Annotated in this window: 13 protein-coding genes; 10 read left to right on the forward strand and 3 right to left on the reverse strand. The window is 49.8% G+C overall.

The annotated features are described in order from the left end of the window. Positions 1-3: 3 nt before the first annotated feature. A complete protein-coding gene (locus tag EKM99_RS12045) occupies positions 4-1,185 on the forward strand; it encodes a serine hydrolase domain-containing protein (protein WP_125583671.1) in 1,182 nt (393 codons plus the stop codon). Positions 1,186-1,663: 478 nt separating this feature from the next. Here EKM99_RS12045 and EKM99_RS12050 read toward each other — a convergent pair whose 3' ends face one another. Further along, positions 1,664-1,909, reverse strand: coding sequence for a YdeI/OmpD-associated family protein (locus EKM99_RS12050; protein ID WP_125583672.1), 246 nt, complete (start codon positions 1,907-1,909; stop codon positions 1,664-1,666). A gap of 167 nt (positions 1,910-2,076) precedes the next feature. On the opposite strand from EKM99_RS12050, the gene ntdP reads away from it, so the two are divergent. The 5 genes from ntdP (at position 2,077) to EKM99_RS12075 (ending at position 7,606) form a co-directional block, all read left to right on the forward strand. Further along, positions 2,077-2,634 (forward strand): nucleoside tri-diphosphate phosphatase, encoded by a 558-nt coding sequence (ntdP, locus tag EKM99_RS12055; protein ID WP_125583673.1) that lies wholly within the window; start codon positions 2,077-2,079, stop codon positions 2,632-2,634. Between the two features lie 153 nt (positions 2,635-2,787). Continuing rightward, positions 2,788-3,900, forward strand: coding sequence for an AI-2E family transporter (locus EKM99_RS12060; protein ID WP_125583674.1), 1,113 nt, complete (start codon positions 2,788-2,790; stop codon positions 3,898-3,900). A gap of 151 nt (positions 3,901-4,051) precedes the next feature. Then, complete coding sequence (gene tagD, locus EKM99_RS12065) at positions 4,052-4,468, forward strand: glycerol-3-phosphate cytidylyltransferase (protein WP_125583675.1); 417 nt, start codon at positions 4,052-4,054, stop codon at positions 4,466-4,468. A gap of 214 nt (positions 4,469-4,682) precedes the next feature. Further along, positions 4,683-5,567 carry a hypothetical protein gene (locus EKM99_RS12070; protein ID WP_125583676.1) on the forward strand — a complete coding sequence of 295 codons (885 nt, stop codon included), beginning with the start codon at positions 4,683-4,685 and terminating at the stop codon, positions 5,565-5,567. Positions 5,568-5,581: 14 nt separating this feature from the next. After that, the gene (locus EKM99_RS12075; RefSeq protein ID WP_125583677.1) at positions 5,582-7,606 is read left to right on the forward strand and encodes a CDP-glycerol glycerophosphotransferase family protein; all 2,025 of its coding nucleotides are present in this window, start codon (positions 5,582-5,584) and stop codon (positions 7,604-7,606) included. Positions 7,607-8,223: 617 nt separating this feature from the next. Here the strand turns inward: EKM99_RS12075 and EKM99_RS12080 are convergent. Next, positions 8,224-8,757, reverse strand: a complete 534-nt coding sequence (locus EKM99_RS12080; RefSeq protein ID WP_225419860.1) for a hypothetical protein — start codon at positions 8,755-8,757, stop codon at positions 8,224-8,226. A gap of 199 nt (positions 8,758-8,956) precedes the next feature. Between EKM99_RS12080 and EKM99_RS12085 the strand changes: the two genes are divergently transcribed. Continuing rightward, positions 8,957-10,534 carry a peptide chain release factor 3 gene (locus EKM99_RS12085; protein ID WP_125583679.1) on the forward strand — a complete coding sequence of 526 codons (1,578 nt, stop codon included), beginning with the start codon at positions 8,957-8,959 and terminating at the stop codon, positions 10,532-10,534. Between the two features lie 270 nt (positions 10,535-10,804). After that, positions 10,805-12,934 carry a lectin-like domain-containing protein gene (locus EKM99_RS12090; RefSeq protein WP_125583680.1) on the forward strand — a complete coding sequence of 710 codons (2,130 nt, stop codon included), beginning with the start codon at positions 10,805-10,807 and terminating at the stop codon, positions 12,932-12,934. Positions 12,935-13,075: 141 nt separating this feature from the next. On the opposite strand, the gene EKM99_RS12095 is transcribed toward EKM99_RS12090, so the two are convergent. Then, entirely contained in the window at positions 13,076-14,431 is a 1,356-nt protein-coding gene (locus tag EKM99_RS12095; RefSeq protein ID WP_125583681.1) for an FAD-dependent oxidoreductase, read from the reverse strand. Between the two features lie 269 nt (positions 14,432-14,700). On the opposite strand from EKM99_RS12095, the gene EKM99_RS12100 reads away from it, so the two are divergent. Beyond that, complete coding sequence (locus EKM99_RS12100) at positions 14,701-16,137, forward strand: C69 family dipeptidase (protein WP_125583682.1); 1,437 nt, start codon at positions 14,701-14,703, stop codon at positions 16,135-16,137. Between the two features lie 498 nt (positions 16,138-16,635). After that, positions 16,636-19,239: a cation-translocating P-type ATPase gene (locus tag EKM99_RS12105; RefSeq protein WP_125583683.1), complete on the forward strand. Its 2,604-nt coding sequence runs from the start codon at positions 16,636-16,638 to the stop codon at positions 19,237-19,239. Positions 19,240-19,340: the final 101 nt, after the last annotated feature.

Here is a 19,340-nt window from a genome sequence, read left to right on the forward strand (position 1 = left end):
GATATGCGGAAGAAGACTCTGGGGGCCTTGATTGCCTTTGGGATGGTGTTGGGTATCGGTGGTGGCTTGGCTTGGTGGTTCAACGGCCAGGCTGAATCACATCCGGAAACGGTGGCTTCAAGCAGTAGCAGTGCGATTGTCAAACCAAAGCCGAAACCGAAGGCCAAGAAGGTTATTAAGAAAAAAGTGACACCAAAACAAACGGCGGCTACCCGAGAAATTGATGATATTTTGCGGGCCAACCGGTTCGTGGGAACGGCACTAGTCATGCACTCGGGCAAGGCAATTTACGAGCAAGGATTTGGCTATGCCCGGGTCAGCGAGCAAAAGAAGAACGGTCTCAACAGCGTTTACCAGTTGGCTTCCGTGCAAAAATCCTTTACAGCGGGATTGATTATGAAGCTGGCGGCTGAACAAAAGCTGTCGTTGACGGATCCGTTGTCCAAGTACTATCCACAAATTCGCGGTGCCAAGCAGATTACGCTGCGCGACATGCTGGACATGAAGAGTGGTTTGTCGTTAGAGGCGTTTCCCAATACGCTGAACTCTGAAGATGGCATGATCAAGTTTATCCTGAACCACATCATTAGCCAGCCACGGGACATCGGCAAGTGGAACTACGCGCCGGTTAACTTCATGCTACTGGCGGGGATCATCCAACAGGTCAGTGGTGAGAGTTATCGTCAGTATTTTACCGAAAATATTACCGAACCGTGGCACCTGAACCACACCGGATTCGTCTTTAACATGGCACATAAAAAGGCGTTTTCACAGGGGTATCAGAACAACAACCAGGCCGATGTCGGGACGAGCTACGATGCCAAGTATCCTGAATCCCGGGCGTCCATGCTGTATCAATTTGGGACCGGCCAAGTCTACATGTCAGCTCACGACCTGTTTGTAGGGGAGCGGAATATGTTATTGGGCAAGCTGTATCCACAGAGCGACGTTAATGTGTTGCTGGCACCGGGATCCTCTTCCATGTACGGCGGCGGTGCTTACGTCTACCCGGGGTACATTCGGGTCCACGGACTGGCCTACGGGTACGAAGCCACGGCACTGGTTAGCAAGGATGGGCAGGATGGCGTGATCCTGTTGAGTAACTACTACCGGGCTAATCAGTTATCACAAACGCCAGCAATCCAGATTTGGAATCTGCTGGAGGGCGGCCAATTAAATCACTAAATGCATGCAAAAAGACCTGGTTCACCACGAATTTTCTGGTGAACCAGGTCTTTTTGCAAGGCTGAAATCTTTCCGAATATTGATTTGAAATTACTGCGACTTGGTCTAAACCTACGACATATTCTGTCAATATGAATTCAGAGAACACCACCCGCACAGTTGAGCCTGAATTTAGCTCACTCATGCCTACGTAGACTGGAATCAATCATGGTGGGCAAACGCTGCCAGTCCGATGATGGTCACATCATTGTCATGGTGAAAACAATCATGACCGGAGGAGGCCAGAGATGGAGGCAGCTGTGACAACGGTGTTAGCTGGGAACCAGCTTACAGTGGGACGCGTTTGGAGACTGACGGTCTTGGTCAGGCTTCAAACCGAGCCGGAGGACCGCTTCTCAGCCCGCGGGCGGTCCCCATAGCAGCCGGAATCTCTGGCAGCCGCAGGTGGCTGGTTCCGACTAGCGTGGTGGTTAAGGGTTTACGCTTTGGGGCGACTGCCGTAAGCACGTTTAGACTTGTAGCCTGCTGCCAAAATCACCCGCATGTCCGCAATGTGCCGCTGCTTGGTGTCCTCAGCTTTGGCGCCGAAGATGTAGCGGGCCCATTCCCGTTGATAGCCAACGGTTAGGTCATTGAAGAAGTTGGTGAGTTGGGCGTCATCTGCTAACAACGCAGCCACCTGGGGAATCATGGGTTCAAAAGTACTTAAAGGAGCTTGTGCCATAGTTATTCACCTCGTTAATTAGTTTGTATTTTACGGGAAATTTAGGGGATTTCCAAGTATTTTGTTTGGGAGAATCGGTCTGAACCTATTCAAGGGACGCCGAATCTGGTATAATATTGAGTGAATTTTTATAGTTACCCGTTACTTTTGGAAAGTAGGGTTTAGACATGACGCGCGAAGCTAGAGGACCTAAGGAAGGCGACTTCATTACGATCAAAAGCTACAAGCACGACGGAAGTTTGCATCGAACTTGGCGCGATACCATGGTACTCAAAACAAGCGAAAATGCGCTCATCGGCGTCAATGATCACACCTTGGTCACTGAAGATGATGGGCGACGGTGGGTGACACGAGAGCCTGCCATCGTTTATTTTCACAAGCATTATTGGTTCAACATTGTTGCGATGATTCGGGACAACGGGGTGTCGTATTATTGCAATTTGGCTTCCCCGTACGTTTTGGATAAAGAAGCGCTCAAATACATTGATTATGATCTCGACGTGAAGGTCTTTCCGGATGGTGAAAAACGCCTGCTCGACGTTGACGAGTATGAAGATTTCAGCCAACGGTGGCACTACGGCGAAGAGACTGACCAGATTTTAAAGGCCAATGTGTTGACCTTAGTCGATTGGATTAATCATCATAAGGGCCCCTTTTCCCAAGCCTACGTCGATCTCTGGTATCAACGGTACCAAGAGTTGTTACGGCGCTCGAATGATCAGTAAGAGTTGTCTTCCGTACCACCAGGAGCAAGTCCATTCGTGGCTCGCTCCTTTTTTCTAAAATAGGTGAGTTGCTTAAAGGTGACATCCCAAGCGTTGTGAGGTTTCTAAGAAGCGAAAGTTAAGCTATCGGCAAAGTTGAAAGGGGCTACGGTGATGAAATGGGTTGCAAATTCACGCGTCATGTTTTGGTCACTAGAGTTACTGATTGTGGCTGCCCTAATCTGGGTGTGCACGCAAATCAGCTTTCTATTTTCACCAATTGGCGTTTTTTTATCCACGATATTTGCGCCGCTCCTGTTATCAGGTATTCTGTTTTATTTGCTGAATCCAGTCGTTAGACTCTTGGAAAAGGTTCGGTGGAAGAAATTTCACATTAACCGTACTGGCGCGGTAGCAATTGTTTTCCTGCTGTTGGTGCTGGTTTTGGTTGCCGGTGGCATGTGGCTGATTCCCCGGCTGGTGACGCAGATTACCACGTTAGTTGGCAACATCCCTGACTTTGCCAAGTCGACTGAAAGTGTCTTGAGTAAATTCATCAACCAACCGGCGTTTAAGGCCATTGACTTTTCCAAATACCTGAGTCAGATTCAAGCCGCCTTCGCTAAGTACGCTCAGAACTTCATGAGCGGCTTAACCAGTGGTATTGGCACAATTATTGGGACAGTGACCACGGTGACCGTCACGGCCGTTACAGTGCCCGTGATGCTGTTCTACATGTTGAAGGACGGTGACAAATTCATGCCGGCCATCCGCAGTTGGTTACCTGATCGTCACGGCGAACAAATTGCGGAGCTCCTGGGACGGATGAACAAGACGATTGCGCGCTACGTTGGTGGGCAAATCGTCGAGTGCGTGTTCGTCGGGAGCTTCACGGCAATTGGGTACTTCTTCGTTGGGGAAAAATATGCGTTGCTGCTCGGCTTTTTTGCTGGTATTTGCAACCTGATTCCTTACGTGGGTCCTTACATTGGGATTTTACCGGCCCTGATTGTGGCGTTCACCACCAGCACCAGTCTCGTGATTTACGTGATCATCGTGGTGGTGGTCGTCCAGCAGATTGATGGCAACCTGGTATACCCAAACATTATTGGGAAGAGTTTACAAATTCACCCGCTGACGATTATTATTATTTTATTGGCAGCTGGCAACATTGCTGGGCTGTTGGGGATGATTTTAGCGATTCCCTTCTATGCCGTGGTCAAAACGATTGTTCAGTATCTTTACAGTATTTGGCAGCTCGAACACACCGAAAAATCACAGCTTTGAGCGGCAAAATTTCTCAAGAAAAGGGTAACCTTTGTGGTTTGAAGTTGACGTGACCGCTGAATATGCTACTATTTAGATTGTTATTGGATTTTTTAGCGACGCCCTCTGGGATTGCCGAGGGAAATTAACCAGATAAAGTAGGAGAGTCTACATGAAAAAAGTAATTACGTACGGAACGTTTGATCTGTTGCATAAAGGTCACATTCGGTTATTGAAACGGGCAAAAGCCTTAGGTGATGATTTGACGGTTTGCGTGTCTTCCGACGAATTTAACGCCGAGAAGGGTAAGCGGGCTTATACCTCATATGAAGACCGGAAGTACATTTTGGAAGCCATTAAGTACGTGGACCACGTGATCCCAGAAACAACTTGGGACCAAAAGATTCGTGACGTACAGGAAAATGACATTGATATCTTCGTCATGGGTGACGACTGGAAGGGCAAGTTTGACTTTTTGAAGGATTACTGTGAAGTCATTTACTTACCACGGACGGAAGGCATCTCCACGACTAAAATTAAGCACGACTTGGGCTTGTCAGAGGAAGAAGACTGGCAAGAAAAAGAGTAGTGTTGGTGATAAGAGTGGGACAAAAGGCGGTTAGCTGGTGAGCATTAAGGCCGATAGCCGGATAATCCCGGGTTTGGATTATTTGGCTATCAGTTTTAAGCGGAGCCAGCTGCCTTTGGTCGCACGTTTCAGCAATAGCGTTTTGGAGATGCAATGCGAGTCTGGGGTTTTGTCCCAGGCTTTTTTCTTAGAGAGTGTAGACGGAGGTAAACGAATGCAACGGATTATTTTTTTAGTGACGTCCTTAAACGGCATGCATAAACCGAACTTTTCCCAGCAATTACTACAGGTAGTGCACCAAGGCGTTCAGGTTAGTGTGCTCGTCGCCTTGGTGGATTTCGAAGCGACCTGGCAGGTTCGGGAATATTTGAACCGATTAGCTAAAAAGGACCGGGATGTGAAGCAGGTCACTCTGATGATGTTGGCTGATCTGTATCAGGATGAGACTGGACTGAAACTTACCAGTGGAGAGCGGAATATGCCGGTGCTGACCGACTTTGATGAACGGCTCTTTGCCGACAATCAACAACAGGTTAAGCGCTACTTAGACGCTGGCCACCTGGTCGCCGAACTGCGACAATTGGATGACGAGACGCCAATGGTTTTGCGCCAATATCACGCAGACCAGTTGGAACAAATTGATACTTATGGCTTGGATGGCAACGTTGTGGGCATTGAAAAAGTGTCTGACGAGGTTGCCCAGACCAGTTACGTGCTGAACACCAAGGGTGAGGCGGTCTTGCGGTTCGTGCGTCATGAGCGGCCCGTGGAACAAGTCTTTAACTTGAGTGACTCGTCGGCCATGCTTGCGACTGAATTTGCTACGGCCAAGCAGAACGCCGCTGCGGCCAACATGACCCAACGGCAACGGAATAAGGCGGAAGAAGCGACCATCGATCATACGTCGATTGTGTCCACCACCGAAACCTATTATGGCGTGCTGGCTTACTCAAACTACCGGCGATTCGATAATCTGTACACCTTCTATCAGGCGGTCCTGAGCCATTTATTGACACCGGACACGCGCTTGTACGTTGACTTAGCGGTCAATGCAGCGCTATCGCCACAAATGCCGAACCAGCTGATTTTTAATTACTAAGGAGTTTTTCCATCGTGCGTGCGATTTTATCTGGATTACATCATAAAAAGAATTTGCAAAAACTGGAACTTGAACTAATCGACGTGCCAGAACCCTTTGACGATTTAGCGGTGACCTTCCTGGAAAAGAACACGAAGGCCTCGATTACCGCACCAGTCAGCAAAGTTGTCAGTGCTGACGTGGTGCAAGTCACGATTGACGCCGATGACCTGCAGTTTGCGGCTGCCGGGCAAAGTGAGTTTAGTTGGGAGTTATACTTGAACCTCCGCCAACAAAACACACGTGGCTTGATTCAAGTGGAGAGTGAATACTTGAGTGACCGGCGGCAATTTACGTTGACCAGTTATTTCCAGGTCAACAGTGATGCCGAGGGGATGGCCTTGTTTAACATGCATACCCAGCAGGCCGAGAATGAATTTACGATTAATGCGATTAACTTGGCGGATAATCAGCTCCAAGTAATCGGACCCAGTCGCATCAATAGTCAACCCATTGAAAATCAACGACTAGTCTTAAAAAATGAACAACAAGACAGCTCTGCTGAGTGGCCAATCACGCACATGAGCCTGCATGGCCTCTTTACGGCATCTATCCCACTCTCTGATTTGGCACAGGATACCAAGCAGCAGTTGTTTATTCGCTCAACGGTTGCTGGCCAGGACTTAGAGCAACGGGTTGTGATGGCGAAGTCTCTAGCCGGACAGGTGACCCAAGCAATTACGCCAGGGCACCGTTTAATCCTGGTGGAGAAGCGCTTTGATAACGGAATTCGGGTTCAGGAAATGGCTGCTCCGACGCTCCCTCAGCGACTTGCCAACGTTCCCGGTAAAGTCGGTGGTGCAACCAAGTTATTAGCGCTACTCATGGACAAGGTTAACTTGGTCTACATGCGTCGCCTATTCAAACGAGGACATCGACCATTCGATCAAACAACCCTGATCTTCGAAAGCTTTGGTGGTCGTCAGGTCAGTGACTCACCATATGCCATCTATCGGTTGTTCGTGCAACTGTATCCTGGCTTCAACTTTGTTTGGTCAATCGACCGGTCACAAAAGAAGTTCTGTAAAGAAAATGGTATTCCTTTTGTCATTCGCCGAACGTCAAAGTGGGTACGGACGTTAGAGAAATCCAGCTTTTGGATCAGCAATGCCCGGTTTCCATCTTGGGTCCGCAAGCCGAATTACGTGACGTACATTCAGACGTGGCATGGCACGCCGCTTAAGAAGCTGGGACTCGACATTGAAAATGTGTCGATGCCTGGAACGACGACGGCGAAGTATCACGCCAATTTCGTTCGTGAGGCCAATCGTTGGGATGCGTTGGTATCGCCCAATGATTATTCCACGCGGATTTTCCGGTCAGCCTTTGGATTTAACAATCAGATTTTAAAGGTCGGCTATCCGCGTAATGATGAACTGATCAACAGCACCCCGGATGACGTGGTTGCCTTGAAGGAACAGCTGGGTATTCCCGTGGATAAGAAAGTGGTGCTCTACGCACCAACTTACCGGGACAATCAGTTTGCCGAGAAGGGGAAGTACACGTTTGAATTGCCGTTCTCCCTGGACGACTTCCGTAAACGCTTCGGTCAGGATGCGGTCTTGGTTCTACGGATGCATTATTTGATTTCAAATGCACTAGATATCAGTGGCTACGAGGGTGTTGTCTTCGACCTCTCCAACCATCCAGATATCTCTGAACTGTATTTGATCTCGGACATGTTAATTACCGATTACTCGTCCGTCTTCTTTGACTTTGCCTACTTGAAACGGCCAATCTTGTTTTACCCGTACGATTACCACATGTACAAGGACGAGCTGCGGGGCTTCTACCTCGATTACGAAAAGGACTTGCCAGGTGAAATTGCGCATGACGAGCACCAGCTGTTGGACTTGGTTGAGGCCAAGCTAAAAACGCCAGATATGAGTGGTGACACCAAGTTTATGGACTTCTACCGGCGGTTCTGTGCGATTGACGATGGGCTGAGTTCCCTGAAAATCGTCAACTACGTCCTCCAACAGATTGAGAAGAACATTTAACTTTCGCTGTTCAGTTCCTTAATCATGATGCTCGATGTTAAATTAGTGGTGATTGCCACCTGCGGCTGCCAGAGATTCCGGCGTCTGTGGGGACCGCCTGCGGCCTGAGAGGCGGTCCTCCGGCTCGGTTTGAAGCCTGTCCAAAACCGACAGTCTCCAAACGCGTCCCACGCTGTAAGCTGATTCTCAGCTAACACCGTCGACACAGCTACCTCCATCTCTGGCCTCCTCCGGTTATGATTGTTTTTCACCATGACATTGAAGTGAACCATAGCTGGACTGTCAATTTTTGTCCAAGATTATTGGACCCAGTCTATGTAGGCGTGAGTGAGCCAAATTTAGGCTCAGCCGTGGGATTTTCCATGTGGTTTTCTTGGAAAATGGCGACTTTGAAACGCGGACTGGGCGGTTCAAAGCGAGGTCCAAGACCGCACTTTGGCTTGGGCCGTCCTGCCCACAGCGTTCCGGCCTAAATTTGGCGAGCGGTAAGCCGGCAGCTTTAGATAACGTTGCCAGTAATTTGGTGCCTTAATTGGAATTAGGTAAAAAAAAACTGAGTGCCGTCAACGTGTGTGGTTGGCGGTACTCAGTTTTTGGTTCCGTGGATAGAAATCCGGTTACTTGCTGTAGCTAGTTGCCTGGCGGTAAGCGTGAGCAGTCAGGCGATTGGCCTGCTTCGCCGTGATGCCGGTGTCTTCAAAGTAGTGCTGCAAAACAATCCGGTAGTTTCGACGCACCAGCTTTAAGTCAGGGTGTTTGACCGTGACCAATTGGTGTTGTGCCGTCTGGGCTGCTTGGCGAGCGCTTTTAGACTGTTTGAGATTCTTCACCAAATAAGTCACGTTTTTACTGGCCTTCTTGGATTGGGTACTGACCGGCTGGTTAGCGGTACGACTGCTGGCCAGTGAGGCTTTCATGTTTGCGGTTAGGCTGGTGACTTCATAGTATTGATTCTTTTTTAATTGGACATCGTCATAGCTTCGAAACAACAGGTTGTTCAAGAGCAGGGCAATGACCGCTAATCCAGCACCACAGAGAATGACGGACATGGTTGGCTGTAACGGTTGACGTTTGGTCCGCGCAATCATTAACCCAATCAGGCCGCTCAGAACGACCAGCACGCCGATGGCAAAGACAACTTTAATGAGCATAGTTTCAGTAGACGCCGACATAGTTTCACCCGTTTCTAAATAAACTTCATTGTTCCATGATACCACGAATTGTGGTTGATTGGCGATGAGGACCAACAAACCGTGAATTGTCGGGCTAAATGTGGTAAAATTACTAGCTGTGACGATTGAATTTAAACGAGAACCTAAATAATTAAAATAAATTTTGTGAGGAAAAAATATGAGTGAAAAAACTTTAGCGTCAGCGGTCGATAAACGCCGAACGTTTGCCATTATCTCTCACCCCGATGCCGGGAAGACAACGATTACTGAACAGTTACTGCTGTTTGGGGGCGTTGTTCGTGAAGCCGGTACCGTGAAGGCGCGGAAGAGTGGTAACTTCGCCAAGTCTGACTGGATGGAAATTGAACAGAAGCGGGGAATTTCCGTGACCAGTTCCGTGATGCAATTTGACTATCAGGGGAAACGGATCAATATTTTGGATACCCCCGGTCATGAGGACTTTTCTGAAGATACTTACCGGACACTGATGGCGGTTGATTCAGCGGTCATGGTGATTGATTCTGCCAAGGGGATCGAACCCCAAACGAAGAAGCTCTTCCAAATTTGTAAGATGCGGGGCATTCCGATCTTTACGTTCATGAACAAATTGGACCGAGACGGTCGTGATCCCATGGACCTGATTGCCGAGCTGGAAGATGTCCTGGGCATCGAAGGGTATCCAATGAACTGGCCGATCGGAATGGGGAAGGAACTTAAGGGACTGTATGACCGTTATCATAGCCGCGTTGCTTTGTTCCGGCCCCAAGACGAGGCTCACCAATACCTGCCATTGAACGACGATGGTGAGTTAGTCGAACACAATGAGCTAGAAGAAGACAGTTGGTACCGGGATGCACGTGATAACATGGAACTGATCGGTGAGGCCGGTAACCAGTTTGATCAAGCCAAGATTGCCAGCGGGGACCAAACGCCCGTGTTCTTCGGGTCCGCTCTAGCTGACTTTGGGGTCAAGACGTTCCTGGATACCTACCTGGAATACGCGCCTAAGCCCGCTAGCCACCACACGGAAGAGGACACCGACATTGCCCCAACGGATGCCGAATTCTCTGGATTTGTCTTTAAAATTCAAGCCAACATGAATCCGCATCACCGGGACCGGATTGCTTTCGTCCGGATCTGCTCGGGTGAATTTGACCGTGGCATGGACGTGATTCAGGAACGCACCGGGAAAAAGTTGCGGCTTTCAAACGTGACGGAGTTCATGGCCGACACGCGTGAAAACGTTGAGACGGCCGTAGCGGGGGACATTATTGGGCTGTACGATACCGGTAACTTCCAAATCGGTGATGCCATTTATACCGGTAAGAATAAGATTAAGTTTGAAAAATTACCGCAATTTACGCCAGAACTGTTCGTTCGTGTTTCTGCTAAAAACGTGATGAAGCAAAAGTCCTTCCACAAGGGGATCAACCAACTGGTTCAGGAAGGGGCCGTTCAGCTGTACACGTCCTACACCACCGGGGATTACATTCTTGGAGCCGTGGGCCAACTACAATTTGAAGTTTTCCAGTTCCGAATGCAAAACGAATACAATTCTGAAGTCATCATGGAACCAATGGGCAAGAAGACTGCGCGCTGGATCAACCCTGATCAATTGGACGAACGGATGTCTTCATCCCGGAATCTCTTGGTCAAGGACAACCGCGGTGAACCCCTGTTCTTGTTTGAAAATCACTTCGCCGAACGCTGGTTTAAGGACAAGTATCCAGACGTTGAACTGACTTCCAAGCTGTAAGCTTAAACGATTTAAGTCCGCTGGGAATGATTTCCAGTGGGTAATCATAGAAATAGTCGAGGAGTCCGAATTATTTTCGGGCTCTTTTTTCGTTCGGTGAAACTAGTGCATTTTCACAGCGACTCGTCAAATCCCGAAGGCTGTTCTTCGAATTTTGCGTGTAAGCCCCGTCATAAATTTCATTATGTTACACTATAAACGAAATGATAGACGGTAACGTGCATAGATTGTGTCCCACAACCATTTGGGGGATGGAGAGGAGCGATTGCGATGAAGTTCAGAAATTGGTTGGGGCTCTTACTGGGCCTCAGTATTTTGGGAATGAGTGGTGTAGTCGGTCATGCGGATGCGGATTATGATCAAGCTTTGAAGACTGCGCCACAAGGCATTTCGCTGGACAATATCTTTACACCGGGGACGACCAGTAATAATCAGGCCTCAGTGGTCACAACCACGAATCCAGCGGCGAGTGGCACCCAGGCGGCTAAGGTGAACAACGGGAAAAAGCAATTTGGGGCGCTGTGGTCCACGAGTGACAACGTGTTTGACCTGACGAAGAACCAATCGGCTTCGATGTGGTTGTACTTTGGGAATACAGGCAAGAAGGCGGCCGATGGAATGGCCTTTGTCTTACAAAATGATGAAAACGGTTTAGCTGCAACGCCAGGCTACGGCAAAACCGTTTCGGGTGAAACCTTGGGCGTGTGGGGCGTAGATACGGACAAGAAGCAGACGACACCCGATAAATTAGCCACCAAGGCAATTCAAAATAGTTGGGCGTTGGAGTTTGATACGCACCTAAATACGTCGACGAATTACGGGAATACTGGTGACGCAGATTCCTTTGACGTGGGGATTTCCGGGCCGCATATCGCCAACAACTATCCGGCCGAAACGAGCACCTATCAAATGGTGCGGACGTCTACCCTGATACCCATCTACAGCGTGGGTTATTATGCCACGCAAACGCATGAGGGTGTGCTGAAAGGAGATTACACGATGCTCGCCAATGGTGCTTGGCATCATTTGACGCTGAATTGGAACGCCAAAGGGAAAAAGATGACCTATACGTTTGATGATAAGGACCCGGCAACTGGCAAAGTTCAAACGGGTATTTCGGAGAGCGCAACTTTAGATCTGGTAAAAATTGATCCGAACGATACCGGTGAGGCGCGCTGGGGATTTACGGGGGCCACTGGTGACAGCTACGAAAATAATTTAGTGGTCATGGAAGAAGTTCCCGGGTTAGTCGATGCTCAGGCAACCAGCACGCTGACCGACACGACGACGGGAAAGAAAATTAATGACGGCGATGTCATGAAAGGCGAGGACACTTTTGAATTGACGTATCAGCTAAATTACCTCAGTGGGAAGCAGTCCTGGAAAGATATCCAAGCCCAGCTCCAACTACCTGCAGAATTGACCTATGAGACAGCTGAGGTCACCTACGCCGATGGCTCATCAACGGTGGTGGATGTTAGCAATTTAACGGACAACCAGTTGACCATCAAGTTAAGTGAGGCCTTGTCTGAAGCCAACGATGAGGCGACGATTAAGTTGACCGGGACGGCCTCGAATCCGAAGGCGCCGGTCAACGTTGATGCAGCGGCCAGTACCTTTAGCGCGGTCAACAGTGTCGTGTCAGCTGAGACGGTCGCCTTCACGCTGAATCCGACCCTTGAGTTGTACGCAGCCTCGCTGTCGGGGTCCAGCACCCAGGTGGAAGCCGGGGAAGACGCAACCATGAAAGGAATCGTGGTTGTGCCAGAGGGGGTTAATTTAACCAACGCTGACATGACAGTGCACACCATTTTAAATGGCAAATCCCAGACTGATTTCAAAATTCCCGATGGGAGTGATCCGGCAAGTGGTCGGTTTGACGTGACGGTGGCCGCTGCGGATCTCCAGACTGGTAAGAACACCTTGGTAACCACCGTGGAGGATCCGTACGGCAACGTGTCCAACACCGTGACGTTTACCATCACGGTTAGTCCGCAGCTGGTCTTCAACACGGTGGCGGAGAAGAGCTCCTTCGAGGACACGACCTTGACTGGTGCACAACAGAAGGTGAAACGAACCCTCGACTGGCAGGTGGAAATTTTGGACACCCGCGAAGCCGGGGCCAAATGGTCGCTCCAGGTGACCAGTACTGACTTTACTCGGGCTGACGGTCAAAAGTTAGCGGGAACCCTGAGCTACTATGATGGGGATGACCGGACCCCCATTAGCGACACGCCCATTGCTGTGGGGCAGGGCGAGTCTACCGGGAACGATGACCTGACGAACGTCATTGATGACTGGGACGAGGACAGCGGGCTCCTACTGGAAGTGAACTCCGCTGCCGTTCAGGGAAAGTATAGCAGTACGGTGACCTGGTCGTTGAACAACGTACCCGAATGATGAAGGGGCCACATGAGACCTTGCGACAGTTGATGAAACACTGATAAATATGGACAGAAAAAGACTTCGCCAATCATTGGATTAGCGAAGCCTTTTACTAGTTTCCACAACTTTATTTAGGAGCAATTGTTTAAAACTTGTTTACTTGGTAGTCTCCAGCTTGGCAACTTTGGCCTGAGCAGCTTGTGCCAGGATGTTCAAGTAGTTGAATGGACGGTCGAAGTTGGGTTGGAAGAGCATGTCGACCATTGCCAGGTCATCGATCGTGTTTTCGTTCTGGATGCAAACGGACAAGGTGTTGGCAGATTGTGAGACGTCGTACTTGCTCATCAGAGAGCCGCCAAGAATTCGCTTGCTTTCTGGATCATAAACCAAGGACATCAGTACGGGTTCCGTCGTTGGCATGAATTCGGGACGGTAGTTGTCTTCAACGATGACTTGGTCGGCTTTGATACCCTGTTGCTTAGCAGCAGCCAGCGTCAAACCAGTAGAGACAATCGTCCGGCCGTACAGTGCCAATCCAGAAGAAGACTGGGTGCCCATGTATTTCACGGTTGGCTTGACCAGGTTCTTACCAACCAGGATACCTTGACGAACCGCATTAGTGGCCAGTGGAATGTAGGCATTTTGATGCGTTGGGTTGTAGTGAACTGCTGCACTATCACCGGCAGCAAAAATGTCAGGATTGGATGAACGCATGTAATCATCAGTGATGATGGCACCGTTCTTAGCCATGTCAACCTTACCCTTGAGTAGGTCGGTGTTGGGCCGGAAGCCGATGCAAAGGATAGCCAGGTTGGTGTCGTAGCTTCCTTTATCGGTCTTGATTGTGACGCCATCGCCAGTGTCGGTGAAACTTTGAACCGTTTCGCCTAAGGCCAATTGGACGTGGTTATCGCGATAGTCTTGTTCAATGATGTCGGTGAATTCTTGGTCGAAGTATTTGGGCATAACCCGATCCATCGCATCAATTAAGGTGACGTCATGGCCGGTCGTTGAGTAGGCTTCTGCCAGTTCAGCACCGATGTAGCCGGCACCAATGACCGTGATGTGTTTAGCAGTCTTAGCTTCTTCGATTAAGGTTTGCGCGTGATTCCAGTTTTTGCAAAGCTTCACGTGGTCGCCATCGATCCCAGCAATCTTAGGGATGATTGGCCATGAACCAGAAGTCATCACTAATTTATCGTAGGTTTCAGTCGTCTTTTCGTGAGTGGTTAAGTCCTCAACCGTGACTGTCTTCTGGTCGGGGTCGATGTCTAAAACGTTGTGGCTCATTTGAACGTTAGCACCTAGGCTCTTCAGTTCTTCAGGACTTGAGTAGAACAGGCCTTGAGGATCGGCGACTTTACCACCGAGGTATAAAGCAATCCCGCAGGATAAGAAGGAAATATTATCATTCTTTTCGTAAACGGTAACTTCTGCATCCGGATGTTCTGCTAAAATTTGTTTAATGGCAAAGGTTCCTGCATGTGTACAACCAACAACTGTGACTTTCATGGTGTTGCCTCCCAAAACAAGATTTATTGAAAGGTATTTCACAAGCATAGCCATGTGAAAACTCTTTCAATTGATTACAACTCTATTTTAGACAATTCGTCGTTAATGTCAACACTTTTTTGAAAGTGTTACCATTTTGTTATTTACGGAGGGAGAACCCGAAGCTAGTTTTGTCTCAAGAAAAGCGGTAAACTAATAAGCAGAGATAAATCTGCAAGCTCACTAGTGGGCGAACTCGCAGGTATTCAAGTGAAGGAGTGACTCTTTTAATGACAAAAGTAGCAAAGCATCTCTCGGCCTGTACCTCCGTTCTGGTTGGTAAAGAAGCTACGGTGGATGGGTCCACGCTGATTGCACGGAATGACGACACCTTTTTAGCTTTAACGCCGCAACGGTTCTACGTGCATCCCGCAGAGCATGACCAACCACAGCGGACCTGGGTATCCAATCAAAATGGGTTCACGGCACCGATTCCTAGCGACGGTTACCGCTACATGGCAACGCCTAACGCGGACGTCGACAAGGAAGGCGTTTACGCCGAAAGCGGGTTCAACGAACAGAATGTGGCTATGAGCGCGACCGAAAGTGTGTATGGTAATCCCGACGCTTTAGCCTTTGATCCCTTGATTGCCAATGGGCTGGCCGAAGATTCACTACAAACCTTAGTCTTGCCTTACATCAACTCAGCCCGCGACGGGGTCCGTTACTTGGGGAATCTCATCAAAGAATACGGGTCACCCGAAGGCAACGGGGTGCTCTTCTCCGATCACGGTGAAGTTTGGTATATGGAAATCGTCACCGGTCACCACTGGGTTGCGCAACGCATTCCAGATGATGCCTATGCAGTGACTGCCAACCAGGTCGCAATTCAACAGGTCAGCTTCGATGATCCCGATAATTTTATGTTTTCTGAGGGGATTCAAGACTTTGTTACCGAGAACCACTTGAACCCCGACCAAGATGGCTGGAATTTCCGCCACATCTTTGGCACGAGCACCGAAAAGGATCGGCACTATAACACGCCGCGGGTCTGGTTTGGCCAGCACGTGTTGAATCCTGAAATTCACCAGGACCCGCAATCCAGTGACCTCCCATTTATTTGCCGGACTAGTCACAAGATTAGCGTTGAAGACGTTGAATATATTTTAAGTTCCCACTACAACGAAACGGTTTACGATCCACTGGGCCCGGGTGAGAGTGAAGAGAAGTTCAAGTTCCGGCCAATCGCCATGAACCGGACGCAGAACTCGCACGTGTTGCAGTTACGAAACGATGTGCCAGCGGACCGCTCCGCTATTTTCTGGTTAAACTTTGGGGTGCCATCCTTCAGTCCTTACGTGCCATTCTTTGCCAATGCCACGGACACGGATCCCGCCTATAGCCAAACGCCACTCCACTTGGACGACGTCAGCGCGTACTGGATGTACCGGAAGATGTCGATGATTGTGGAATCTCACTACGTCCAGTTCATTGAACAGAACACCGACTACGTGACTGCAGCTAAGCAAGACTTACGCACGCACGTGGCTACTGCCCTAGCTGGGGCAAAGGATCTCTCTGGCGATGCACTCACGGCCTACCTGACTGACCAGAACCACCAGGTCGTCGCGGATATGCGTAAAGTCACGACGCAACTGACTAATGACCTGATTGAAAAGGGTCTGACTTTGTCGCACCTGACGTTTAATATGGATAAGAACCTGTAAGAACGGTTTTCAAGATAAACACAAAATTGGTTGAATTCCGCCACCTGCGGCTGCCAGAGATTCCGCCTCCGGTTATGATTGTTTTTTACCATGTCAGTGATGTGAACATCGTTGGGCTGGCAACGGTTATCCAGAATAATTGGCGGTTATCCATGTGAAGGGTACGCCGGTGTTTTCCGCCAGTATTGCCACTACTTTAGTTCGATATTTCTGTCACATTAGGAAACATAGGGACCTTCAAGTCAATCTCGAAGTTGTTCCGAATAGCTTCTAAAGTAAATAAGTACCGATTGAAACAGCGCACACCGCTTGGTCAGACCAAGTGAGTGGCGCTGTTTTTCGTGGGGCATAAATGCTAGCAGACACTGAATAGGGTTAACCAAACAGCAAGTCTCCAAAAATCTTCACAATTTTCTCCAAATCTACGCAAAACTTTTCGTCATAATAAGATTATAGTAATTTACACGATGACTCATTTATATAACGGAGGATTTAATTATGAAGAGAAAAGAGATGACGAAGATTCAGTTAACGGCGCAGCAGGGGCTGACGGCTAAAGAAGCCCAAGCACGCCTGGCTGCGACTGGAACCAACGAATTGGTTGCGGCAAAAAAGCCAGCCCTGTGGCAACAGATTGCCCGCCACTTGAGCGACGTGTCCTCACTGGTTCTGCTGTTCGCCGTGGGTTTGGCCAGCTACATGGCTCTATTCCAGGGTGGCGGTTGGACTAAGACAATTGTGATTGGTTCAATCCTGGTGATCAACGTGACTATCGGGATGTACCAGGAGGCTTCCGCGGAAAAAGCTTTAGCCGCGTTGCAGTCCATGAGCTTGCCCGAAACAACCGTTCGGCGGGATGGTATCGCGCAGACCCTCAAGGCGAAGGACATTGTTCCTGGTGACTTGGTGCTCCTAAAAGCGGGCGACCAAGTGCCAGCCGATGGCGTCGTGCTCCAGAGCACGAATTTAACCGTAGACGAAGCAGTCTTGACGGGTGAAAGCGTGCCGGTTACCAAGGAAAAATTGACGGATCCTGCTGGTGCCACTGAAAGCCAACAAGTGTTCTCTGGCACGGCGGTGACTGCCGGGACCGCTGTCATTCAAGTAGTGACGACTGGGATGGCCACGGAGCTGGGCCAGATTGCTGGTCTGTTAAACAAGACCAAGAAGCGGGCAACGCCACTCCAAGGACGGCTGAATAAGCTGTCTGCTTGGTTGACGACGTTTGCCGTATTGGGCGGGATGGTTATCTTTGCCCTGAGTATTTGGATGCAAAATCAAGGCCTGGCTGACAGCCTGATGATTGGGATTTCCCTGGCCGTGGCGGCCGTACCGGAAACGTTGCCGATCATTGTGACGATCAGTCTGGCCCACGGTGTGAAACGGATGGCTAAGCGTAATGCCATCATGCGCCGGGTGAATGCGGTGGAAACAATCGGGGGCGTCGACGTGATTGCTTCCGACAAGACGGGAACGTTGACCCAGAACCAAATGACAATTACCCGTTACTGGACACCCAACTCAAACGCCGCGGCGGCAGAAGACCTGACGCCAGCTGGTGAAAAGTTGATGCGCTACCTGGGACTGGCGACCAACGCCGAAATTCAGGTGGTCAATGGCAAGGAAGAAACGATGGGTGACCCGACAGAATTGGCAATTGTTCGGTGGATGAGCAGTCACGATCGCAGTCGCCAAAAGTTTGAGAAAAAAGCACCACGGCTAGCGGAAAATCCCTTTGACTCCACGAAAAAGACAATGGCAACGGTGCACAGTCTGGCTGATGGCCAACAGTTAGTGATTGTGAAGGGGGCCTTTGACCGGCTACCCATCGCTTGGACGCCAGACCAATTGGCCCAAGCACAAGCGATTCATGACCAATTTGGCCAACAAGCACTACGGGTCTTGTCGGTTGGCTACAAAGTGGTGCCCGCGACAACGACCCATGACTGGGCGACACTCACCAAGAACTTAACGTTTGCTGGTCTCGTGGGGATCATTGACCCACCACGGCCAGAAGTGATTCCGGCAATCCGGGAAGCCAAACGCGCCGGCATCAAGCCGGTGATGATTACCGGGGATCACATGGTGACGGCAGAAGCGATTGCTAAGGAAATTGGCCTGTTGACGCCGGGACAACTGGTGATGTCTGGGGATGAACTCCAAACGCTGACGGACGCTGAATTAGCCAGTCAGATCGAAGACATTGCCGTGTACGCTCGGGTGTCACCAACGGATAAGATTCGGATTGTCCAGGCGTGGCAGAACGCCGGCAAGACGGTGGCGATGACGGGTGACGGCGTGAACGATGCGCCGGCACTCAAGGCTGCTGACGTTGGGATTGCCATGGGCATTACAGGTACGGAAGTTTCCAAAGGTGCCGCCGACATGATCTTAACGGACGATAACTTTGCAACGATCATTGCCGCGGTCCGTGAAGGCCGAACGGTTTATCAAAACATTTTAAAAGCGGTTGAATTCCTAGTTGGGGTCAACTTTGCGCAAATCTTCTTGATGGTTGGCGCCGTTCTGATGGGATGGGGCGCTCCGCTCTTGGCGGAACAACTCTTACTGATCAATGTGTTAGCCGATGGGATTCCTGGTTTTTACATCTCCCGTGAACCGGGCGAAAAGGAAGCCATGGAACAGCCACCGGTGGCCAACGACGAAAGTTTATTTGCCCGCGGGCTGGGGAGTCGACTAGCTACTCGTGCCGTGACGTTTACCTTCCTGACGCTAGGAATCTACGCGATTGGCCGCTTCGGTCTTACCGCTGGTCAAGCCACGATGGGGATGACGATGGTCTTCCTGGTGTTGGCGGTCGGCTCGATGGTCGACATCTACGCCATCAAGGACCGGCAACCGCTGACGCTTAAGAGTCTGAAACGGAACCCCCGCTTGAATGGGGCGATGGCATTGGCCGTTGCTTTGGTTATCGCAATCGCGACTGTTCCGGGACTTCAGAGCATGTTTGGACTCATTAGCTTACCCGCTGTCGCTTGGCTGATTGTGGTACCAGCGATGTTTGTTCCCACAATTGTGTTAGAAATTGCCAAACGCTGGCAACGGCGATCCACGACTAACTGGGTCGCAGAAATTGACTAGGGCAACGTAAGAACGGTTAGAAAATAAGAGTGGGACAAAAGGCGGTTAGGCTTTCGTTCCACGTTTCAGCAACATAGAATTGAAGATGAAAAAGGAGTCTG

Source organism: Levilactobacillus cerevisiae (assembly GCF_003946245.1).
Lineage (GTDB): Bacteria > Bacillota > Bacilli > Lactobacillales > Lactobacillaceae > Levilactobacillus > Levilactobacillus cerevisiae.